This window comes from Nonomuraea candida (genome assembly GCF_000725485.1).
Lineage (GTDB): Bacteria > Actinomycetota > Actinomycetes > Streptosporangiales > Streptosporangiaceae > Nonomuraea > Nonomuraea candida.
In genome coordinates this window covers 117029-138149 of record NZ_JOAG01000031.1, presented here as the reverse complement: position 1 = coordinate 138149, position 21121 = coordinate 117029, and the positions used below count along the sequence as shown (strand labels likewise).

Here is a 21121-nt window from a genome sequence, read left to right as displayed (position 1 = left end):
TCTGTACCGCTTCACAAGACGCTAGTCCGCATAGTGAGACCGCATATGACGACATCCCCCCAGACCGCGGCGCCCAGCCGGTCACGGATCGCGGCCGCCAGCCTCATCGGCACCGCGATCGAGTTCTACGACTTCTATATCTATGGCACGGCCGCGGCCCTGGTGCTCAACACCGCGTTCTTCCCCGACATGGACCCGGTGGCGGGCAGCCTGGCGGCGTTCTCGACGTTCGCCGTCGCGTTCATCTCGCGCCCGCTCGGCTCGGCCGTGTTCGGGCACTGGGGCGACCGGGTCGGCCGCAAGTCCATGCTGGTCGTCTCGCTGCTGGTGATGGGGCTGTCGACGGTGCTGATCGGGCTGCTGCCCGGCTACGCCGCCCTCGGCGTGATCGCGCCCGTGCTGCTGGTGCTGCTGCGCTTCACGCAGGGCATCGGCCTGGGCGGCGAGTGGGGCGGCGCGGCGCTGCTGGCCACCGAGCACGCCCCGCCCGGCAAGCGCGGCCTGTACGCGATGTTCCCGCAGCTCGGCCCGTCGGCCGGGTTCATCGTGGCCAACGGGCTGTTCCTCATCCTCGGCGAGACGCTCAGCGACGCGCAGTTCGACAGCTGGGGCTGGCGGCTGCCGTTCGTGGCGAGCCTGCTGCTGGTGATCGTCGGCCTGTACGTCCGGCTGAAGATCTCCGAGACCCCCGTCTTCCAGCAGGCCATGGACCAGCGCAGGATCGCCCGCGTGCCGTTCGCCGGGCTCATGCGGCACCAGTGGCGGCGCGTGCTGCTCGGCGCCGGCGCGATGACCATCGCCTACACGCTCTTCTACACCGCCACCACCTACTGCCTGGCCTACGGCACCGACACCCTGGAGATCCCGCGGACCACGATGCTCGCGCTCACCATGATCGGCGTGGTGTTCATGGCGGCGGGCACGGTGGTCTCGGCCATGGTCTCCGACCGGCTGGGCCGCCGCCGGACGCTGATCGCCGGCACGGTCGTGGCGGTCGTGTGGGGGCTGGTGATGTTCCCGCTGATGGAGACCCGCTCGATCTTCCTGGTCGGGCTGGCGCTGGCGGGGGCGCTGGCGCTGATGGGGCTCATCTTCGGGCCGATGGGGGCGTACCTGCCGGAGCTGTTCAGGACCGAGTACCGCTACAGCGGCGCGTCCGTCGCCTACAGCCTCGGCGGCGTGCTCGGCGGCGCGGTGCCGCCGCTGGTGGCCACCAGCATGCAGGCCGGTGGGCTGGGCGTCATGGCGATCGGCGGGTACGTCTCCGCGATGGCCCTGCTGAGCCTGCTCTGCCTCATCGCCCTGCCGGAGACCGGCGACAAGACGCTCTGAGCGCGCCGACCCGCTGAGCGCGTGACCCGGGCGACCGGGCTCTCTGAGCGCGTGACCGGGCTCTCTGAGCGCCTGAGCCGGGCGGCCGGGCTCTCCGGGCGCGTGAGCCGGTGCGGGTGCGTCCCCGCCCGCCCCGGCTCTTCGGAAGAGGAGCCGGGTGGATCGCGAAAACTGTCACAAACGGCGGTGCTGTCCCGTCCTTCAGGTGGAAGACCCGAAAGGAGACGGGGCAATGAGGAAGCACATCCTGGTCGTCGGTGGCGGATACGTCGGCATGTACAGCGCGATGAGGCTGCGCGGGCTCATCCGCTCCGGCGAGGTGAGCGTGACGCTGGTGGACCCGCGCGGCTACATGACCTACCAGCCGTTCCTCGCCGAGGCGCTCGGTGGCGCGATCGAGCCGCGCCACGTCGCCGCCCCGCTCGGGCAGGTGCTCAAGGGCGTGCGGGTGCTGACCGGGCGCGTCACCCGGGTGGACCACGGGGCGCGCACCGCCGAGTTCCAGCCCGTCCAGGGCCCGGCCAGGACGATCGCGTACGACATCGTCGTCATGGCGGCCGGCTCGATCACCCGCGCGCTGCCCATCCCCGGGCTGGCCGAGCACGCGGTCGGCTTCAAGACCATCGGCGAGGCCGTGCACCTGCGCAACCACGTGCTGGCCCAGCTCGCCGCGGCCGCCTCCACCGACGACGAGCGGATCCGGCGCAGGGCGCTGACGTTCGTGGTCGTCGGGGGTGGCTTCGCCGGCGTCGAGGCGCTGGCCGAGATGCAGGGGCTGGCCGACGAGGCCCTGCGCTACCACCCCGAGATCGGGCCCGCCGAGCTGAGCTGGACGCTGGCCGAGGCCAACGACCGCATCCTGCCCGAGCTCCACGAGAACCTCGGCCGCTGGACCGTGGACGTGCTGCGCAAGCGCGACGTGGACGTGCGGCTGAACGCCCGCCTGACCTCGGCGGCAGACGGTATCGCCGAGCTGTCGGACGGGACCAGGATCGACGCCGGCACCCTGGTGTGGGCGGCGGGCGGCCGGCCGAACCCGATCGGGGCCGCCAGCGGGCTGCCGGTGGACGGCATCGGGCGGATCAGGGCGACCGAGTACCTGACGGTGGCGGGCGTCGAGGACGCCTTCGCCGCCGGTGACGGCGCCGCCGTGCCGGACCTGACCCGGCCGGGGGAGTTCACCGCGCCCAACGCCCAGCACGCGGTGCGGCAGGGCAAGCTGCTGGGGCGCAACCTGGTCGCGTACGTGCGGGGGCGGCGGCTCAAGCCGTACCGGCACGCCTATCTCGGCTCGGTCGCCGGGCTGGGCCACCACCAGGGCGTCGCCCAGGTGTACTGGATCAAGCTCACCGGGTTCCTGGGGTGGCTGGCGCACCGGACGTACCACCTGGGGTGGGTGCCGACCGCCCGGCACAAGGCCGCGGTGCTGGCCGACTGGATGCTGGCGGCGCTCTTCCGGCGCGAGACGGTGCGGCTGGAGGCCGTCGAGCACGCGGACGAGGACTTCCGCCAGGCCATGGCCGCCCTGCGACCCCCGGCCCCCGAACAGCCCGGCGGGGATGCCCGGCCGGCGCAGACCGTGGAGACCGGCGGGCACGTTCACCCCGCCCCGGCCCCCCCACAGCCCGGCGGAGAGGTCCGGCAGCTGCCGGCCGCCGAACAGGACGGGCAGGACGGGCAGGACGGGCAGGACGGGCAGGGTGTCCGGCGGACGCCGGCCGCGTGAGCGTCAGGCGTAGCCGGGGAACATCAGCGACAACTCGCGCGGGTAGGCCGCGATCAGGCGCAGCTCGTCGTCCGTGAGCGGCCTGCCCGTCATCGCGTTGCAGAGCTGGACCAGCCGGAACGACGCCTCCTCGTCGGCCACCTCCACCCCCAGCCCCTCCGTGACGTGCCGGAAGCCGGCCTTGCCGCCGTATTCGCCGGTCAGCACCACCCGGCCGGGCCGCGCGTGCCAGTCCTGCGGGAACGGCCCCAGCGTCGCCTCGTCGTACAGCTCGTAGTTGCCGTGATCCTTCAGCGCGCCGTCGGCGTGGATGCCCGACTCGTGCGCGAACGCGTTGCGCCCCACCCCGACCTGGTGGTACGGCAGCGGCTGCCCCAGCGCGTAACTCGCCCACAACCCGAACCTGCGCGCCCACGAAAGGTCCAGCGGGTCCCCGATCTCGGTCCCGGCCAGCCCGAACCCGTGGCGGAAGGCCAGGATCGTCGACAGCAGGTCGGCGTTGCCGGAACGCTCGCCGATGCCGTTCACGCACGTGTTGATCCAGGCGTCCTGCCCGGCGTCGAGGTCGCCCAGCGCGCCCGACACCGAGTTGGCCACGGCCATGCCCAGGTCGTTGTGGCAGTGGGTCTCGACCGGCATCGCCGTGGCCGAGGCCAGCCCACCACAACGTCGACTTCGCCCTGGCCGCGCTCGGCGCCGTCAGCGGCATGGCGCCCGGCGCCGGCGAGGCGATCTTCGCCGTGGCCAGGACGGCGGGCTGGCTGGCGCACGCGATGGAGGAGTACGAACGCGGCTCCCTCCTCCGCCTCCGCGCCTCCTACACCGGCCCGCCGCCCACCTGACCCCGGCCCAGCCGACCGCCTGCCCCCGGCCCGCCGCCCACCTGACCCCGGCCCAGCCGACCGCCTGCCCCCGGCCCGCCGACCGCCTGAGCGCCCTGGCCCCGGCCCGCCGACCGCCTGACGGGGCCGTCCGCCGCCGGTCAGGTGAGAGCGGGGGCGCCCCGGTCGACGTACGCCGCCAGCGCCCGCACCCGCTCGGCGTGCTGATCGTGCCCGATGATCACCGGCGGCTCGTTGTACGGCATCGCGTCCGACGACCGCCGCAGCTTGATGTACTGCCCGCAGGCGTCGATCGCGTACGGCTCCATGTCGTCCTGCAACGCCCCGATCACCGTGATCCCGTACGTCTCCCCGATCCGCCGGAACAGCGCCACCGCCTCCCTGCGGTGCTCCTTGCCCAGGTTGCGCCCCAGCTCGTCGAGCACCAGGCACAGGTGCCCGCCCCCGGACGAGGCGATGGCCGCCGCGCACACCAGCTTGACCGCCTTCTCGTCCATGAGCGCCGTGTTCGCCCGCCGGTTGTACGGCACGAACCCCTGCCCCTCGCCGCGCCGCCACTTCGGCGTCACCCGCCACTGCCAGCGCTGCTCGGGATCGGCGGGCGCGGGCGGCACCGGGAACTCCAGCGTCGCGCCGTAGCCGCCGTAGGAGGTGTCGAGCTTGTCGAACTCCTCGGCCACCCGCGTCAGCCGCGCCTTGATGGCCGCCGTCAGCGCCGCCCGGTGCACGGCCGTGGACTGCGCCGCCTCCTCCGCGCCCCTGGCCGCCGCCGCCAGGTCCCGCTGCCGGGAGACGATCTGCGCCTCGATCTGCCGCCGCTGGTGGCGTTCGTACTCCTCCTGACCCCGCAGGTAGGACGCCAGCGACCCGCACACCGCCGCGAACGTCGCCTGCTCGCGCGCCGTGCTGCCCTCCCGCTCGCTGAGCAGGAACCGCAGCTCCTCCGGGATCTCCTCCTCGTCCTCGGACGGGAACGTGTCGCGCAGCGCCTGGTCGAGGTGGCGTTCGGCGACCCGCCACCACTCCTCGGCCGCGCGGGGCCGCTCCTCCTCGGGCAGCGCCTGCAGCCATTCGCGGGCCGTCTCGACCGTGCCGCCCCATTCGGCGGCCAGCGCGCCGAGCTTGAGCGCCTCCCGCTCCGCGCCGACCCTGGCCTCCTGCTCGCGGGCCTGCGCCCGCTCGGCCTCGTGGCGGTGCCGGCGGCCCTCCAGCCGCTCGATCTCCATGTCTCTCGTGCGCGCCCGGAAGTCGAGCGCGCCCGTCTGCCGCTCGGCCTCGGCGACCCTGGGGGCCAGCTCCTCGATGGCCGCGTTCAGCTCGCCCAGCCTGGCCCGCCGCTCGGCGAGCCTGGCCTCCAGCTCGGCCAGCCGCACCCCGGCCCTGGCCCCCTCCAGCCGCCGCTGCGCCTCCGCGACGGCCTCCTCCCCGTCGCGCACGGCCTGCGCCGCCGTCTCCTGCACGTCTCTGGCCCGGTGCAGCCGCTGCTCGGCCGCCTTGATCCGGGCCTCCCGGCCGGTCGCCACCCCGTCGAACGCCCCCACGACGCTCACCCCGGCCGCGCTCACCAGCACGGACCCGGGCAGCTCCGCCAGAGCGGCGGCGGCCACGTCGAGCCGCGCGGCGTCGACGATCACGGCGTGCTCGTCGGGCCAGCCGCGCAGCGTGCCGGGCGCGGCCTCGCGGGCCTGCTCGGCTACGTCCAGCGCGTCCAGCAGGCCGGTGGCATCGATCCCGGCCGCGGCCAGCGCGTTGAGCTGGGCCGCCGCCGGCCCGCCCTCGGCGTCGTCCAGCGCGGCCTGGGCCGAGGCCACCTCCCGGTCGGCCACGCCGAGGGCCTTGAGCGCCTCGTTGAGCCGCAGGCGGACCTCTGCCAGCTCCCGTTCGGCCGCCGGCACGTCGCGGCCGTCGGAGAAGCGCCGCGTCTCCTCCAGCGCCGGGATCATTCCGCGCAGCTCGTCGGCGGAGTTCTCCGCCACGGCGCGGTCGGCGTCGAGCTTGGCCGCCCGCGCCTGCATGGCCGCCAGCTCCTTGCGGGCCTGCGAGACCTGCCGGTCGAGGGTGTCCTCGCGCAGGGTGGCGATCTCCGCCTTGACCAGGGCGATGGCCTCGGCCGCCGCCTCGCCGGCCGCCCGGTGGCGTTCGAGCTCGGCGGCCAGCGCCTCGTCCTTGCCCGCCGCGTCGGCCAGCTTGCGCGCCTGCCGGCCGCGCCAGCACCGCAGCGCGTCCGCCAGCCGGACCCGCGCCTGGTCCCGCCGGTCGAACGTGGTCAGCAGCGCCTTCGACTCCGCCTCGAACTCGGCCAGCCGGTCGGCCGCCTGCGCCGCGCGCACCCGCTTGGCGTGCTCGTCGCGGCGGGCCTCGCGCTCCTGCTCCAGCTCGGCGTCCAGGCCGGTGAGCGCGGCGATGGCCTCGAAGACGCGCTCGGGGGAGATCTCGTTGAGCGGTTGGGAGAGCAGGTTGGTGGCGACCTTGCTGCGCACGGACGTGGACAGGAACGACACGCACCTGACCTTGTCGCCGTACAGGACCTTGGTCAGGTCACGGGCCACGACGTCGCGCCGCCCGGCCGACTTCGGCAGCGACGCCCAGATCTCGTCGGCCCGCGCCACCCGCTCGGCCTCCGACGGGGACGCCGCCAGGTGCACGCCCTCCCGCCAGCGGATCTCCAGGTGCGGCGCCTCCTGGTTGACCCGCAGCCACACGGTGAGCGCCCCGCCCGAGGTGTCGGGCACCTCGAACAGCTCCCCACCCCCCTCGCCCTCGTCCGCGCCGAGCACCGGCTCCGCACCGCCCTCGCCGGGCGCGAGCCTGCCGTCCCCGCCCGTGATGGTGGCCGTGGCGGCGGAGGCGGCGGCGGAGGCGGCGGAGGTGGCGGCGGCGGCGTCCTGCGCCTCGCTCGGGGCGGGCCCATCCAGGGAAGGGGCCGGGTCGAAGCCGTTCATGCCGGGCGGCCCGAAGACGCCCACGATGTAGCCGTGGTCGGCGCTCGACCACTGCCGCGCGCCCGCGCCGCTGGCCAGCTCGGCGTTGAAGAGCAGCTCGGACACCGCCTTGGCGCCCGAGGCGAACCGCCACTGCTCGTCACCCAGCAGCGCGGTGATCGAGGCGATGAACGAGGACTTGCCCGCCCCGTTGGAGTCCTTCGGCCCCGCGCCCGCCACCACGATGAGCGTGCCGGGGACGGTGGGCACGGGATGGGTCGAGAGCCGTGAGATGTTGACCGCCTGCATGGCGATCAGCACCCGGTCCCCGACGACGTTCTCCACCTGCGACACCTCGAACCCCCGTAACCCTTCCATCCGTGACTTGCGTGACACCCGAGCCCGCCGGCTCCCCGCCACCCGCCCCCGCCGCGACCGGCGCGGCTTCCGGCCCGTGTCTCATCTGGCCGATCTTCTGGCCAGGACCGCCGCCGCCAGCGGGGTGTTCGGCCCGGCCGCCAGGATCAGCTCCTCCTGCAACCGCCGCCGCGCCGCCGGGGTGAGCCGGTGGAACTGCGGCCCGGGCACGTAACCGCCGGCCTCCTCGCCCGCCTTCACCTGGCCGAGCAGCCCGGCGTGGCGCAACCTGCGCAGCGCCGTCTCCAGCTCGCCGATCGGAAGCTGGGTGTGGCGGCGCAGCTCCTCGGCCGGCGTGGGATGCGGCGACATCCACGAGTCCTCCGGCAGCAGCCCCTCGGCCCTCGGGATGGCCACCGAATGCACCAGCACCAGCGCCAGCACGGCCCGCTCGCTCACTCCGAGCCGCCCACCCCCCGGCCCGGCCGCATCCGAGGCTCCGGCCGCGTCGAGGGCGTTGACCGCGGCGGCGACCCCGTCGTCGTAGCCGGAGGTCCACCGGTCGCGGTGCTGGATCAGCGTGCGGCCCCGCCGGGCCAGCATCTCGCCGAGCGTGTGGCGCAGCGCCGGGTCGCGCAGGGCGGCGAAGCGCACCTCCTGCACCGGCTCGGCCGCGTGCTCGACCACCATGAACGCCGCCACCAGCTCCGCCCGCCGCCGCTCGTCGTAACCACCGAGCAGGTCGTCGAACTCGGCCGCGCCCCACTCGACGCGCCCGCCGCCGAGCAGGCCCTCGGCCCCGCCAGGCCCGCCCGCGTCCGGCCCGCCCTCCTGGACGCCCTCGGCCCGTCCGTCGCCCGGCGCATTCGCGGGCGGCTCGCCGTCCCGGGGGCTGCCGCCGCGGGCGGCGGCGACGATGTCGGCGTCGCCGACCACCGTCAGCTCCGCCCGCTCCGGCTCCGGCAGGCGCCGCACCAGCTCCTGGAGCTGCGCGTGCGCCTCCACCGGCCACAACGCGCAGCGCGGCCCGAGCAGCACCACGCCGTCGTCGAGCACCACCCAGGCCGAGTCGTGCAGCCGCCGCAACGCGCCCCTGGCCCAGTTGCGCATCAGATCGTCGGTACGCCCGATCAGCTCCCGATAGGTGTCGAGCACCAGCTCCACCGGCGCCGGATCGCCCGGCCACGGGTCGGCGGACAGGTCGCTCCAGCAGCACTTGAGCACGGCGGCCAGCACCCGGCGGGTCTCGCCGGACCGCTCCACGGGCACGGGCGCCACCTGGTGCTCCTCCAGGAGCGACGGCGTCACCCCGTCGGGCCACACCGGCAGGGCCTCGCCGGTGGAGTCGGGCCGGGTCAGCCGCGCCATCCCGGGGGCGGCCGCCACCCCGGCGCCCAGCCGCGCGGGCCCGTAGGCCCGCACCAGCGCGTGGGCGACGGCGGATTGCCGCTGGTTCATGAGGTGCGCTCCAGGTAGCCGTGGGAGAGCCAGGCCGGCTCGCGCTCGGGGTCGATGGTCAGCCCGTCGGACCAGACGAGCCGGTAGGGCAGCTCGGGCCGCAGGTCCACGGTCGTCAGGTCGGCGAGCACCCGCCGCGCGGCCACCCAGTCGGAGCCGAGCACGTCGCCCAGGGCCACTCGCGGGGCGTCGCCCAGCAGCGACTCGGCCGTGCGCGTGAGGCGTTCGAGCACGGCGTCGGGCGAGTCGTCGAGCGAGGAGCCGGGACCGGGGTCGGGCAGGGTGGAGCGCGGGGGAGTGGGCTGGGCGGGGGCGGGGCGCGGGGCCTCGTCGACGGCGCGGGCGATGGCGGCCGGGTCGTGCCACGGCGCGGGCGCGTCGAAGACGAACCCGTCGAGGATCGCCGCCAGCCGCTCCTTCGACGCCGTCTGCGCGAACGTGCGCCACGTCTCGGTCGGCAGCAGCGTCAGGTTGCGGGTGGTGCCCGCCGAGTCGGCCAGCCGGCCGGCCGCGCGGCGGGAGGCGTCGCTGTAGGCGTAGATGGCCGCGCGCAGGTCGGTGCAGACCCGGTCGAGCTCGGGCCAGCGGGTCAGGATCGTGCCGTGCAGGCTCTGCGCGCGCCGCGCGATCTCCTCGGTGCCCCACAGCTTGGGCGCCTGCTCGCGCAGCTCCTCGATCGTGCCGGTGGTGAGCGTGATCAGCTCCAGCGCCCACAGGCGGAAGGCGCGCGCCAGGTTGAGCGCGCTCTGCCTGGCCTCCTCCATCGTGGTGCGCGGGTCGGCGACGTTGAGGTCTTCGAGGGCCAGCAGCCGGTGCATCTCGGACTGGCCGCCGTCGTCCATCATCCGCCGGATGAACATCAGCCCCACCACGCTCGTGAACGAGGCGCGGTAGCGGAGCTGGTTGGGCTTGGGGAACACCTCGCGGATCGCGCCGAGCCCCTTGAGCACCCGCAGCCGGTTGTCGAACTGGTCGGTGGGGTAGGCGCGGCAGGCGAAGCGCATCTGCTCGTGGGTCAGCCACTCCTCGCCGGCCTCCGCGAACGCCGCGAACAGCGTCTCGGCGATGTCGACCAGGGCCGGGTCGTCGACCACCGCCCCGCTGTCGCGCGCCAGGGCGGCGAACATGCGGCGGTAGGTGGACAGGACCGCCTCGTCGGTGAGGACGGAGTCGAGGGTCAGGGGCTGTTCGGACACGGGCACTAAGGTACGGCTTCGCACCGACACTCTGGGCACGCCGGGACCGCCGCTCCCATGGCTACCAGCGAGTATGGAGGCGGAAGGGACTCTCGGGCGCTAGGGTGATGCCCGATAATGAGCGGGCGAAACGCTCCGTAATCGTACAAACCGGGGTGAGTGACGGGTGCGGGTGCGCATGCTCCGAGGCGATCGGACCACGGCGCTGATCGCCGGCGCGGCAGCCGTGCTCCTGGTCGCCGCGGCGGCGTGGCTCGGAGTGGGCGTCTCCAGCGCCAACCCCAAGCTGGCCGACGTCGGCGCGTGGTTGTGGACCGCGGCCCGCGGCCGGATCGTGCACGTCAACGGCCTGTCGGGCGAGGTGGACGGCTACCTCGACGACAAGGCGGGTCGCCGGCTGCGCGTCGTGCAGGACGGCGGCAACGTGCTGCTCGTGGACGACCGCACCGGAAACGTCAGCCGGGTCGAGCCGAGCCGGCTCGAAGTGGACCAGACCCGCGACTTCGGCGCGGCCGGCGTGCAGCTCGCGGTGTCGGGCAACATGGCGTACGCGATCGACCCCGCCGCCGGGAAGATCCAGCAGATCGACCCCGCCACCCTCAACACCCTCGGCAACCCGGTCACCCTGCCGGCCCCGCTCGGCGCGGCCCGCATCGACGGCGGCGGGCGGCTGTGGGTGCCCGTGACGGCGAGAGGCGAGGTCGTCCCGGTGTCCGGCGGGACCGCGGCCGAGCCGGTCAAGGCCGGCGAGCCCGGCGAGGAGCTGTCGGTCACGATCGCCGGCGGCCTGCCCGTCGTGGTCAACAGCCGGGCCGCCACCGCCACGATCATCGGCGCGGACGGCGGCGTCGGCGAGATCACGCTGCCCAAGGGCGTGACCCGGGCCGGCGCGGGCGGCGCGCTCACCCCGGCCGCCACCGAGGGCCCCCTGGTGCCGATCCTGGCGCCCGGCGACTCGGGGCTGCTCGTGGTGATCGACACCGGCTCCAACTCCGTGCTCGGCACCAAGATCGCCGCGGCCGACCCCGCCCGGCTGGGGGTGCCGCAGATCCTCGGCTCCAAGGTGTACGTGCCGGACCGGGGCACCGGCTCGCTGATCGTCTGGGACAGCGCGGACGGCGGCCGTCCCACCACGCTGCGGGTGGCGCAGCGGCCGGGGCCGGTGGACGTGTTCGTCAAGGACGGCCTGCTCTGGGCCAACGACGAGAACGGCGACAAGGCCGTCGTCATCGACCCCGAGGGCCGCAAGCACGACATCGACAAGGGCGACTCCGACGTACCGGGGCCGAGCACCACCCCCAAGCCCCGGCCGACCCCGAGCCGGCAGCCCACGCGCACCACCGGCCCGCCGCTCCCCGACCCCGACCCGGTGAAGACGACCGCCCGGCCCGGCTCCACCCCGACGCGCGAGCCCGCGAAGACCCCGAGCCAGAGCCCCACGCCGTCCGCGAGCGCGCCCGGCGCGCCCGGCGCCGTCACCGCCAGGTCGGGCCCCGGCAAGGTGACGATCACGTTCGGCCCGTCCACCGGGGGCCGCGTCGAGCGCTACACGCTGAAGGCGTCCGGCCCGGGCAGCTCCCTGCCGCGATCGGTGGACGCGGGCGGGCCGTTCCGGTTCGAGTTCACCGGCGGGAGCTGCGCGGACGAGTACACGTTCACCGTGGTCGCCCACTGGGCGGGCGGCGAGGTCGAGTCCGAGCCCAGCGCGGGCGCCAGGCCGTGCGTGGCGCCCGGCGCGCCGACCGGCTTCCAGGCCAAGCCCAGGAACCGGGGCGCGGAGCTGAGCTGGACCGCTCCGGAGGGCGCCGACGCCGCCACCACGTACGAGCTGGCCGGCGCCGCCGCCGCCGAGGCCGTCAAGGGCACCTCGTACACCGTGGAGGGGCTGAAGAACAACCACAAGCACGCCTTCACGCTCAAGGCCAAGAACGCGGCCGGGGAGAGCCCCGAGGTGGTGACGGCCGAGGTCGACCTGGCCTATCCGCGACAGCAGTACAGGAACGCCAGCAACGACGACACCAACACCCTCATCCGCCCCGGCCCGTCGAAGAACGGCACGGCCGGCACGATCCCGAAGGGCCAGTACATCACCCTCACCGTGATCTGCCAGGTCAGGGGCGAGTCCTACACCGACAGCTCCACGGGCAGGAGCAGCGACATCTGGAACCGGATCGAGAGCCAGTACGGCAACGGCTACCTGAACGACACTCTTGTGGCCACTCCGGACGGCGGTTTCCCCGAGGGGCCGCTCTTCGAGTGCACCGACTGAGAAGGGGACTCAGTTGACCCAGTACAACTACCAGGACCAGCAGCCGCCGTACCAGTCCCCGCTCCCGCAGGTGCAGCCGCAGGGGCAGCAGCAGCTCGCCGGCCAGTTCGCCCAGCGCTTCCAGCTCCTGGCCGGCAACATCGAGCGCGTCATCCGCGGCAAGCACGAGGCCGTCGAGCTGGCCCTGATCTGCCTGTTCTCCGAGGGGCACCTGCTCGTCGAGGACGTCCCCGGCACCGGCAAGACCACGCTCGCCCGCGCGCTGGCCGCCAGCGTGGACGCGGAGTGGCGGCGCGTGCAGTTCACGCCCGACCTGCTGCCCAGCGACATCACCGGCGTGTCGATCTTCAACCAGGCGCACCAGAGGTTCGAGTTCCACCACGGGCCCGTCTTCGCCAACATCGTGCTCGCCGACGAGATCAACCGCGCCTCCCCGAAGACGCAGGCCGCGCTGCTGGAGGTCATGGAGGAGCGCCGCGTCACGGTGGACGCCGAGCCGCATCCGGTGCCCCGGCCGTTCCTGGTGGTGGCCACGCAGAACCCGGTGGACATGGAGGGCACGTACCCGCTGCCGGAGGCGCAGCTCGACCGGTTCCTGATGAAGATCTCCGTCGGCTACCCCGACCACGCCTCCGAGGTCGAGGTGCTCAAGGGCATGCCAACGGGGCCGCAGGTGGAGCGGCTGCCGGTGGTGGCGCGGGCCTCCGACGTGGCCGGGATGATCGACTTCGCCGCGCGCATCCACGTGGCCGACCCGGTCTACGACTACATCGTGGCGCTGTGCGGCGCCACCCGGACGAGCCCGCACCTGCGGCTCGGCGCCAGCCCCCGGGGCAGCCTCGCGCTGCTGCGCGCGGCGCGCGTCAAGGCCGCCGCGGCCGGGCGTCACTACGTGGTGCCCGAGGACGTCAAGGCGCTGGCCGTGCCGGTGCTGGCGCACCGCCTGATCCTCACCCCCGAGGCCGAGCTGCGCGAGGTCACCGCCGCCGCGGCGCTCGGCGAGATCCTCGCCGGGATGCCGGTGCCGCAGGCGGCGTAGGTGCGCTCCCAGCCGCCCCCGCCCGCCTCCCGCCCGCGGTCCGGCACGCGGTCCGGCACGCGGCTCGCCGGGGCGCTGACCCCGCTGGGCCGGGGCACGCTGGCCGGCGCGGCCGTCCTGTACGCGGCGGGCTTCGTCCTCGGCTACCCCGAGCCCGTCGTGCTGGCCACGGGCGCCCTGCTCGCGCTGGCCGCCGCGCTGGCGTGGACCGCTCCGAAACCGGCCCTGGAGGTGCGCAGGGAGGTCACCCCGCTCAAGGTGCCGCGCGGCGAGGCCGCCGTGGCCGTGCTGCACGTCGCCAACCTCGGCCGCCGCGGCCTGTCCGGGCTGCGCGCCGGGGACCGCGTGGGCGGCGCCGAGCACGTCGTCGACCTGCCCCGGCTGCCCAGGGGCGCGGCGCGCACGGTGTCGTACCCGCTGCCGACCGGCGAGCGCGGGGAGATCCCCGTGGGGCCGCTCGTGGTCGTGCGCGCCGACCCGTTCGGGCTCACGCGCCGCGTGCGCGAGTACGGTCCGCCCGCCACCCTCCTGGTACGCCCCCGCACGCTCCCCCTGCCCGTCCCGCCCTCCGGCAGGGCCCACCACCTGGAGGGCCCCGCCGGCGACAACGCGCCGAGCGGCACGGCCACCTTCCACACCCTGCGCGAGTACGTGGTGGGCGACGACCTGCGCCACGTCCACTGGCGCTCCAGCGCCCGCACCGGCACCCTGATGGTGCGCCGGCTCATCGACGCGGCCCTGCCCACGACCACGGTGGTGCTGGACACGCTCGGCCTGACGGAGCCCGCGGTGGACGCCGCCGCCTCCGTCGCGGTGGCCGCCGCCCGGGCCGGTTTCCCCGTACGCGTCCTGACCGGCGACGGCCTCCCGCCCGACGCCAGGCCGGACGCCGAGACGATCCTGGACCGGCTCGCCCTGGTCCGGCCGGGCACCGGCGCGGCGGGCGCCGCCGAGGTGCTGCGGACGGCGCGCGGCGGCGGCTCGCTGGTGCTCGTGACGGGCGACCCGGCGCAGGTGGGACGCGCGGCCGGCCTGCGCCGCCGCTTCGACCACGTCATCTGCGTGTACGCGGGCCCGGCCCCCGCCCCGGCCCCCGCGCCCGGCGTGACGATCGTCCCCATCACCTCCCTCGACGACCTGCCCCCGGCCTGGAGCACCCGATGACCCGGGCCCCTCTCGACACCCAGCACACCCCGGCCACCGCGCCACCGGCCGCGCCGCCGCGCCCTGCCGGTCACGGCGGGCGGCAGGCGTCGACACGTCCCACCGGCCGGGGCGGGTGGCAGGCGTCGTCGCGCCTCACCGGCCGGGGCGGGCGGGAGGCGTCGCCGAGCCCCGCTCCCGGCGGCGGGCGGCGGGAGCCGGGGTGGCGGTGGACGGCCGGGCTGGTCGTGGTGGCGGCCGTGTCCGGCGTGGCCGGGTGGGGGTTCCACCGGGTCTTCCCCGGCGCCGAGCTGCTGCTCGCCATCGTGCCCGCCGCCCTCGCCCCCGCCGCGGTCGCCGCGCTCACCCGCCGCCGCCCCCTCTGGCTGGCCCTGCTGCTGGACGTGCTCCTCTGGCTGGCCGGCACCGTCCCCCTCTACGGCACGCTGAGCCCGGCGGTCGTCAAGGACGTGGCCGACTCCTGGCACGCCCTGCTGTCCACCCTGCTGCCCGCCCGGCCGGACCCGGAGCTGCTGGTCCTGGTCCACACCCTCGTCTGGGCGGCGGCCACCATCGGCGCCGAGACCCTGACCCGCACCCGCACCCGGATCGCCGCCGTGCTCCCCGCCCTGGCCGTCCACGGCCTGGCGCTCGTGCTGGGCGTGGACGGCGAGGGCTCGAACCTGCCAGTGGCGGCCGCGCTCTTCGTGCTGGTCGCCGCGCTCGCCCTGCTGCGCGGCGATCATTCCCCGCTCTGGCTGCCCGCCGGCCTCCTGGCGGCCTCCGTGCTGGCCGCGCTGGCGCTGGTGGCGGCCCCGCTGCTGCCCATCGCCGCGCGGCCGTACGATCCGCGCGAGCACGCCGACCTCCCTCCGCCCGCCCGCGTGGACAGCGTCAGCCCGCTCGACCGCGTCTCGGCCTGGCTGCAGATCCCCGACCGCGACCTGTTCACCGTCAAGGCCGACCGGCCGCTCAACTGGCGGCTGGCCGTGCTCGACCGGTACGACGGCGTCCGCTGGACCTCCTCCGCCCGCTTCCGGCCCACCGGCGGCCGGGTGCCCGAGGGGGAGTGGACGGGCGCGGCCGACGTCGTGCGCCAGCGGGTCACCCTCGGCGGCCTGCCCGGCACCTGGCTGCCCGCCGCCGAACGGCCCGAGCGGGTCACCGGCGTGCGCGGCCTGGCCGTGGACCCGGACAGCGGCTCGCTGCTGGCCGCCGCCAGGCCGCCCGAGGGGTTCGCATACGAGGTGACCTCGCGGGTGCCCAGGCCGTCCAAGGAGGAGCTGCTCGCCGCCGTCCCCGTCCGGGACCCGGCCCTGACCGACGTCCCCGACGGTCCGCAGGAGCGGCTCTTGCGCGAGCTCGCCCGGCAGGCCGTCAAGGGCGCGCAGGAGCCGATCAGGCAGGCGTACCGCCTGCAGAACTACCTGCGCACCACCGCCGGCTACGACGTCACCGCGCCGCCCGGGCACTCGCTCAAGGGGCTGGAGTTCTTCCTGCGCACGACGCACCGGGGGACGTCGGAGCAGTTCGCGGCCGCGTTCGCGCTCATGGCCAGGACGCTCGGGCTGCCGTCGCGGGTGGTCGTGGGGTTCCGCCCCGGGCAGGCCGCCGGCGGGGTGTACCACGTCAGGTCGGGGCACGTGATGGCGTGGGCGGAGATCAAGTTCGCCGGGCTGGGCTGGCGGCCGTTCTACCCCACGCCCGGCCGCAGCGGGGCCAGGGACGACCACGAGGTGGCCTCCTCGGCGATCGAGGAGAGCCAGGAGCTGGCGGACGAGCTCGCCGAGGGCGGCGCCGACCGGCCAGGGAGGTCCGAGCCGCGGGCCGCGGAGCGGGGCGGGCAGGACGAGGCGGCCGGCGTGGACCCGTGGGCGCTCGCGGGGGCGCTGGCGGCCGGCGCGGCGGCGGCGTACGCGGTGGCGGTGGCCGTGGTGCCGTGGTGGCGCAGGCGGAGGCGGCGGCGCGCGCCGGAGCCCGGGCAGCGGGTGCTGGGGGCGTGGCGGCAGGCCTGCGACGACCTGGGGCTGCGGGGAGAGCACGCGCTGACGGCCGCCGACGTGGTGTCCGGGCAGCCGGAGGATATCTCCGTACATCTCCGGCCGCTGGGTGAGATCGCCAACTTCGTACGGTACGCCCCGGAAACCGGCACCGAGGCGACGGTTACCGAGGCGGCGGCCGTCGAGGCGGCGGCAAGCGAAGCCTGGCGGCACAGCGACGCCGTCCGGCGCGCCGCCCGCGCCCGCACCCCTCTCCCCGCCCGCCTGCGCGACCGCCTCCTCCTGCGATGACGCGTCCGGCTCCTGGGATGATGCCCAGCATGCCCACCACGCCCAGCACCTCAGAAAGCCGCAGCACCCCGGAAGGCCGCAGCACCCCAGAAAGCCGCAGCACCCCAGGAAGCCGCAGCACCCCGGAAAGCCGCAGCACCCCAGGAAGTCGCAGCACCTCAGGCGCGTCCGGTGAGGCGTCCGGCGTGACCGGGCCGAGGAGCGTCGAGGCGCAGCTCCTGCACCGCCCGGCCGGCCTGGGCGCGGGGGAGATCGTCCGGCGGCTGGGCGCGATGCAGGCCCAGGACGTCCCCTCGGCGCTGCTCGCCTTCCGCGCCCGCTCCGCCACCCTCACCCCGGCCGACGTCGAGGCCGCCTGGCAGGCCCGCGAGATCGTCAGGACCTGGGGCCCGCGCGGCACCCTCCACTTCGCCCACGCCGACGACCTGCCCTGGATCCACGCCGTCGCCGGCCGCGCCACGAACACCCTGCGCCGTCTCGCCGAGGAGGGCGTCACCGGCGACGACCTGCTCCCGCTCATCACCGGCGCCCTCGCGGGACAGGGCCCGCTCACCAAGGCAGACCTGGAGGAGCGGCTCAAGGGCCGCGCCACGGGCCAGGGCGTGGTGCACCTGGTGGCGCTGGCCGCCCACCACGGCCTGGCCGTGCTGGGGCCGTCCCGCGCGGGCAAGCCCACGTACGTGCACGCCGCCGACTGGCTCGGCGCCCCCGTCACCCCCGAGCCCGACCGCGAGCGCGCGCTCCGGGAACTGGCCGTCCGCTACCGCCGCGCCCACCACCCCGCCGGTCCCGAAGACCTGGCCGCCTGGTCGGGCCTGCCGCTCGGCGAGGCCCGCGCCGCCTGGCGCCTGAGCGCGGACACCCCGCCCCCGCCCCCGGCGCGGCGGCCGGTGGTGCGGCTCGCGCCCGCCTTCGACGAATACCTCATGGGCTGGCGCGACCGCACCCCGGTCCTGGCCGCCGAGCACACGCGGAAGGTGTTCCCCGGAGGGGGCGTGCTGCGTCCGTTCGTGCTGGTGGACGGCGTGATCAGGGGCGTGTGGGGGAGGAAGGGCGCGCAGGTGGAGGTGCGGCCCTTCGCGGAGCTTCCCGGGGGGCTGCTGGAGGAGGAGACGGCCGACGTACGGCGCTTCCTCGGCGCGTGAAAGCGAACCGGTGCATCGGGTGATAACAGATGACCACTGATCCATCGGAAGGTTGCACATGACGGGGGAGACCATCGCGGCCACGATGCCCTGGGCGGCCCGCGCACCCGGCCCCGCCCTGGACGCCGGGCCCTCGGGGGACGGGCCTCCGGACGCCGGGGCTCCGGACGACGGGATCCTGCGTGACACCGCCCCGCGCGGCGATCACCCGCACGCGCTGGACCACCCGCAAGCGCTGGACCACCCGCACGCGCTGGACCACCCGCAAGCGCTGGACCACCCCGCGCTGGGCCACGCGGACGCTTTCGCGGCCGTGTTCGACGCGTACTTCGGGGAGATCCACACCTACGTCGCCCAGCGCCTCGGCGCCGACATCGCCGAGGACATCGTGGCCGAGACGTTCCTCACCGCGTTCCGCAAGCGGGACCGGTACGACCCCGCCCGCGCCGGGGTCCGCGCCTGGCTGTACGGCATCGCCACCAACCTCATCGGCAAGCACCGCCGCCTGGAGGCCCGCACCCTGCGCGCGCTCGGCCGCCTCGGCCGGGACGCCGACGCCCCCGGGCACGAGGAGACCGTGGCCGTGCGCGTCAGCGCCCAGAGCCTGCGCCCCGAGCTGGCCGCCGCCCTGGCCGCGCTCGACCGGCGCGACCGCGACGTGCTGCTGCTGGTCGCGCTGGCCGGGCTCAGCCACGACGAGATCGCCACCGCGCTCGGCATCCCGTACGGCACGGTCGGCTCCCGCCTGAGCCGCGCCAGGAAGAAGCTGCGCGCCCGGCTCGGGGAGGTGCGCGTCGATGGATGAGCTGGTCCGCGAGCTGTACGGCCGGCCGAGCCCCGGCCCGCACGCCCAGAGCAGGGTGTGGCGGCGGGTGACGGCCCGGCGGCGGCGCAGGCGGCTGCCCTGGCCCGCGCTGATCCCCGCCGTGGCGGCCCTCACCCTGCTCCTGGTCAGCGTGCTTGCCCGGGAGCAGCCCATGGAGCCCGGCAGGCGGATCCTGCTGACCGCCGCCACCTCGGCCGCGAGCTCCACCACCGAGGGCGCCTACTGGCACGTGCGCAAGCTGCACGACGGCGTCAGGGAGACCGAGCTCTGGGTGACCAGGCAGGGCAGGGCGTGGACCGCCGAGCGGGGCCGGGTCACCCCCGTCACCGGGCGGTCGCCGTTCAGCATGGCGGGGCGCGACGTGACGTACGAGCAGATCCAGGCCCTGCCCGCCGACCCCGCCGAGCTGCGCGAGCGGGTGGCGGCGATGTTGCCGCCCGGCTCGGAGGGCCTGCTCGCCGACGCGCTCGGCGGCCTGTTGTGGACCAAGCCGTCCCCGCCCCCGGTGCGCGCCGCCGCCTACCGCGCGCTCGCCGACCTGCCCGGCGTCCGCTACCTGGGCACCGCCACGGACGAGCGGGGCCGCCACGGGCAGTCGTTCGCGTACGCCCTGCCGGCCGGCCGCGTGCGGACCCTGACCATCGACCCGGCCACCTCGCAGGTGCTCTCCAGCGACGACGGCGAACGCTCGGAGGTCGTCCTCGCCGCCGGCTGGACCGACGAGGGCCCCGGCTGAGCGGCCGTGACCTCGGCTGAGCGGCCGTTCAGCCGGTTGGTCGGCCGAGACGCCGGTTGGGCGGCCGTGACGCCGGTCGGGCGGCGGCCGTGACGCCGGCCGTCGCGCCGGCAGGGATGCCGCCGAGCTGAGACCCCGTTCGCGCCGCGCGGTGGGTTCCGCGCGCCCGGAAACAGGAGCCACGACATGTTCTGGCGTGCCCGCACGACCTCGGGCAGGGCCATCTGCCTGAGCGACCAGTTCCCCGGCATCAAGGTGGAGGAGGTGATGGACGGGCTCGTGACGTTCGTGGGCCTGCCGCCCGTACGGCTGGGCACGGAGTCCGACCCGGCCGCGATCGACTGGACCGCCAACCCGCACGGCAACCGCTCGTGGGCGCTGAACCTGCACGCCCTGCGCTGGGTGGGCCGCCTGGTCGCCGCCTACGAGGGCGGGGGCGAGCGGGCGTGCCTCGACCGCGCCGCCGCCGTGGCCGACCACTGGATGCGGGCGAACCCGCGCGGGGGGCCCGGCGTCAGCGAGTGGGCCTGGGCCGAGCACGCCGTCGCGCTGCGCGCCCCGGCGCTGGTGTGCCTCAGCGAGCACGTACGCACCGAGCGCCTGTGGGACGGCCTGGCCGAGCACGGCGAGGTCCTGGCCGACCCCGCGCTGTATCGCGAGGGCCACAACCACGGCCTGGACCAGGACATCGGGCTGCTGGTGATCGGCTGCCGGCTGGGCCGGGCGCGCTGGCGCGACCTGGCCGTGCGCAGGATGACGGCCTCGGCCGAGCTGGCCATCGACGCGCAGGGCGCGCTGCACGAGCAGGCCCCCCGCTACGGCCTGTACGTGCACCGGCGGCTCGGCGTCGCCCTGCGCGCGATCCGCGAGAGCGGGGCCGAGCCGCCCGAGCGGCTGGTGGCCAGGCGCCGGGCGCTGGAGTCGTACGTGGCGCACGCGACCCAGCCGGACGGGCGGCTCGTCCCCATCGGCGACAGCCCGGCCGACGCCCGCGCCGACGGGTTCCGGCACGAGGGGCCGGTGGTGAAGGTGTTCGACGCGGGGTACGTGTTCGGCAGGACCGCGTGGGACGACCCGCGGGCCGCGTACTACTCGATCAGGTTCGGGCCGGGCCGGCGGCTGCACGGCCACGAGGACCACCTGGGCGTCACCTACTCGGCGCGGGGCCGCGCGATCCTGGTGGAGACCGGGTTCCACTCCTACGAGCGGACGGGGTACGCCGACTGGACCCGTTCACCGGAGGCGCACAACGTGCCCGTGCCCACCGCCGGCACGTTCCGGCCCGGCACCGCCACCCGGCTGCTCGCCTCGTCCGCCGGCCCGTCGAGCCAGTCGTACGAGCTGGCCGACGACGCCTACGGGGTGCGCAGGACCCGGCGCGTGCTCGTCGGCCACGACCCGGATGTGATGGTCGTGCACGACTGCGTCGACTCGGGGACGCTGCGCAGCCTGTGGCACTTCGACCCGGCGCTCACGGTGGTGTCCCGGCGGGACGGGGAGGTGGTGCTGGGGGACGCCGGCGGGTTCCGGGTCACGCTCACGCAGTTCCCCGGCGGGGGGCAGGCGGTGCGGCCCGCGCTGGTCTCGACGGGCTACCTGCGTACGGCCGAGGCCGTCACCGTCCTGTCCCCCGAGGCGCCGAACGTGCTGACCGTGATCAGCGTCGGCGAGGAGCGGCCGGCCCCCGTTCCGGACCTGCCATAACCGGCCATGCCCCCCATGACCTGGCCTTGACAGTCGATCAATGCCATCGATACTGAAGGGCGTCAAGCCCCAGGACGGGTCATGGGCGGCGGAACCTCCGCGTCCTTCGTTTCCTCCGCGCGTGACCCCTGGTCTC

The 21121-nt window shown here is 75.5% G+C and carries 15 protein-coding genes; 11 read left to right on the top strand and 4 right to left on the bottom strand.

Annotation, left to right across the window (positions count from 1 at the left end):
- The first annotated feature begins 45 nt into the window (after positions 1–45).
- Positions 46–1332, top strand: coding sequence for an MFS transporter (locus tag IO39_RS29090; RefSeq protein ID WP_043629492.1), 1287 nt, complete (start codon positions 46–48; stop codon positions 1330–1332).
- Positions 1333–1564: 232 nt separating this feature from the next.
- Complete coding sequence (locus IO39_RS29085; RefSeq protein ID WP_084773669.1) at positions 1565–3058, top strand: NAD(P)/FAD-dependent oxidoreductase; 1494 nt, start codon at positions 1565–1567, stop codon at positions 3056–3058.
- Positions 3059–3061: 3 nt separating this feature from the next.
- On the opposite strand, the gene IO39_RS29080 is transcribed toward IO39_RS29085, so the two are convergent.
- Positions 3062–3697 carry a hydroxymethylglutaryl-CoA lyase-like TIM-barrel protein gene (locus IO39_RS29080; RefSeq protein WP_245642331.1) on the bottom strand — a complete coding sequence of 212 codons (636 nt, stop codon included), beginning with the start codon at positions 3695–3697 and terminating at the stop codon, positions 3062–3064.
- Between the two features lie 68 nt (positions 3698–3765).
- On the opposite strand from IO39_RS29080, the gene IO39_RS53055 reads away from it, so the two are divergent.
- Entirely contained in the window at positions 3766–3900 is a 135-nt protein-coding gene (locus IO39_RS53055) for a citrate/2-methylcitrate synthase (RefSeq protein WP_245642329.1), read from the top strand.
- A gap of 140 nt (positions 3901–4040) precedes the next feature.
- Here IO39_RS53055 and IO39_RS29075 read toward each other — a convergent pair whose 3' ends face one another.
- The 3 genes from IO39_RS29075 to IO39_RS29065 form a co-directional block, all read right to left on the bottom strand.
- Positions 4041–7199 (bottom strand): coiled-coil domain-containing protein, encoded by a 3159-nt coding sequence (locus IO39_RS29075; protein WP_245642327.1) that lies wholly within the window; start codon positions 7197–7199, stop codon positions 4041–4043.
- Positions 7200–7280: 81 nt separating this feature from the next.
- Positions 7281–8636, bottom strand: coding sequence for a hypothetical protein (locus IO39_RS58050; RefSeq protein ID WP_245642325.1), 1356 nt, complete (start codon positions 8634–8636; stop codon positions 7281–7283).
- A complete protein-coding gene (locus IO39_RS29065; protein WP_043629490.1) occupies positions 8633–9832 on the bottom strand; it encodes a hypothetical protein in 1200 nt (399 codons plus the stop codon). Before IO39_RS29065 ends, IO39_RS58050 begins: the two co-directional genes overlap by 4 nt.
- A 178-nt stretch (positions 9833–10010) precedes the next feature.
- Here IO39_RS29065 and IO39_RS29060 point away from each other — a divergent pair, with 178 nt between their 5' ends.
- The 8 genes from IO39_RS29060 to IO39_RS29025 all read left to right on the top strand — a co-directional run bounded on the left by IO39_RS29060 (position 10011) and on the right by IO39_RS29025 (position 20985).
- Positions 10011–12101 (top strand): fibronectin type III domain-containing protein, encoded by a 2091-nt coding sequence (locus IO39_RS29060; protein ID WP_157549023.1) that lies wholly within the window; start codon positions 10011–10013, stop codon positions 12099–12101.
- A 13-nt stretch (positions 12102–12114) separates the two neighbouring features.
- Positions 12115–13140 (top strand): AAA family ATPase, encoded by a 1026-nt coding sequence (locus IO39_RS29055; protein ID WP_245642323.1) that lies wholly within the window; start codon positions 12115–12117, stop codon positions 13138–13140.
- The gene (locus tag IO39_RS29050; RefSeq protein WP_052423517.1) at positions 13141–14304 is read left to right on the top strand and encodes a DUF58 domain-containing protein; all 1164 of its coding nucleotides are present in this window, start codon (positions 13141–13143) and stop codon (positions 14302–14304) included.
- Positions 14301–16574 (top strand): transglutaminase TgpA family protein, encoded by a 2274-nt coding sequence (locus tag IO39_RS29045; RefSeq protein WP_043629486.1) that lies wholly within the window; start codon positions 14301–14303, stop codon positions 16572–16574. The genes IO39_RS29050 and IO39_RS29045 overlap by 4 nt, the downstream gene beginning before the upstream one ends.
- 185 nt (positions 16575–16759) lie before the next feature.
- On the top strand, positions 16760–17719 hold the full coding sequence (locus IO39_RS29040; protein ID WP_052423516.1) for a winged helix DNA-binding domain-containing protein: 960 nt from the start codon (positions 16760–16762) through the stop codon (positions 17717–17719).
- A 58-nt stretch (positions 17720–17777) separates the two neighbouring features.
- On the top strand, positions 17778–18524 hold the full coding sequence (locus IO39_RS29035; RefSeq protein ID WP_342671449.1) for an RNA polymerase sigma factor: 747 nt from the start codon (positions 17778–17780) through the stop codon (positions 18522–18524).
- Positions 18517–19281 carry a hypothetical protein gene (locus IO39_RS51100; protein ID WP_052423515.1) on the top strand — a complete coding sequence of 255 codons (765 nt, stop codon included), beginning with the start codon at positions 18517–18519 and terminating at the stop codon, positions 19279–19281. The genes IO39_RS29035 and IO39_RS51100 overlap by 8 nt, the downstream gene beginning before the upstream one ends.
- A gap of 186 nt (positions 19282–19467) precedes the next feature.
- The gene (locus IO39_RS29025; protein ID WP_052423514.1) at positions 19468–20985 is read left to right on the top strand and encodes a heparinase II/III domain-containing protein; all 1518 of its coding nucleotides are present in this window, start codon (positions 19468–19470) and stop codon (positions 20983–20985) included.
- Positions 20986–21121 lie beyond the last annotated feature (136 nt).

Bases quoted from the DNA above. Each gene is read 5' to 3' on its own strand.
- IO39_RS29090 (WP_043629492.1), top strand. From the start codon at position 46: ATGACGACATCCCCCCAGACCGCGGCGCCCAGCCGGTCACGGATCGCG.
- IO39_RS29085 (WP_084773669.1), top strand. From the start codon at position 1,565: ATGAGGAAGCACATCCTGGTCGTCGGTGGCGGATACGTCGGCATGTAC.
- IO39_RS29080 (WP_245642331.1), bottom strand. From the start codon at position 3,697: ATGCCGGTCGAGACCCACTGCCACAACGACCTGGGCATGGCCGTGGCC.
- IO39_RS53055 (WP_245642329.1), top strand. From the start codon at position 3,766: ATGGCGCCCGGCGCCGGCGAGGCGATCTTCGCCGTGGCCAGGACGGCG.
- IO39_RS29075 (WP_245642327.1), bottom strand. From the start codon at position 7,199: ATGGAAGGGTTACGGGGGTTCGAGGTGTCGCAGGTGGAGAACGTCGTC.
- IO39_RS58050 (WP_245642325.1), bottom strand. From the start codon at position 8,636: ATGAACCAGCGGCAATCCGCCGTCGCCCACGCGCTGGTGCGGGCCTAC.
- IO39_RS29060 (WP_157549023.1), top strand. From the start codon at position 10,011: ATGCTCCGAGGCGATCGGACCACGGCGCTGATCGCCGGCGCGGCAGCC.
- IO39_RS29045 (WP_043629486.1), top strand. From the start codon at position 14,301: ATGACCCGGGCCCCTCTCGACACCCAGCACACCCCGGCCACCGCGCCA.
- IO39_RS29035 (WP_342671449.1), top strand. From the start codon at position 17,778: ATGACGGGGGAGACCATCGCGGCCACGATGCCCTGGGCGGCCCGCGCA.
- IO39_RS51100 (WP_052423515.1), top strand. From the start codon at position 18,517: ATGGATGAGCTGGTCCGCGAGCTGTACGGCCGGCCGAGCCCCGGCCCG.
- IO39_RS29025 (WP_052423514.1), top strand. From the start codon at position 19,468: ATGTTCTGGCGTGCCCGCACGACCTCGGGCAGGGCCATCTGCCTGAGC.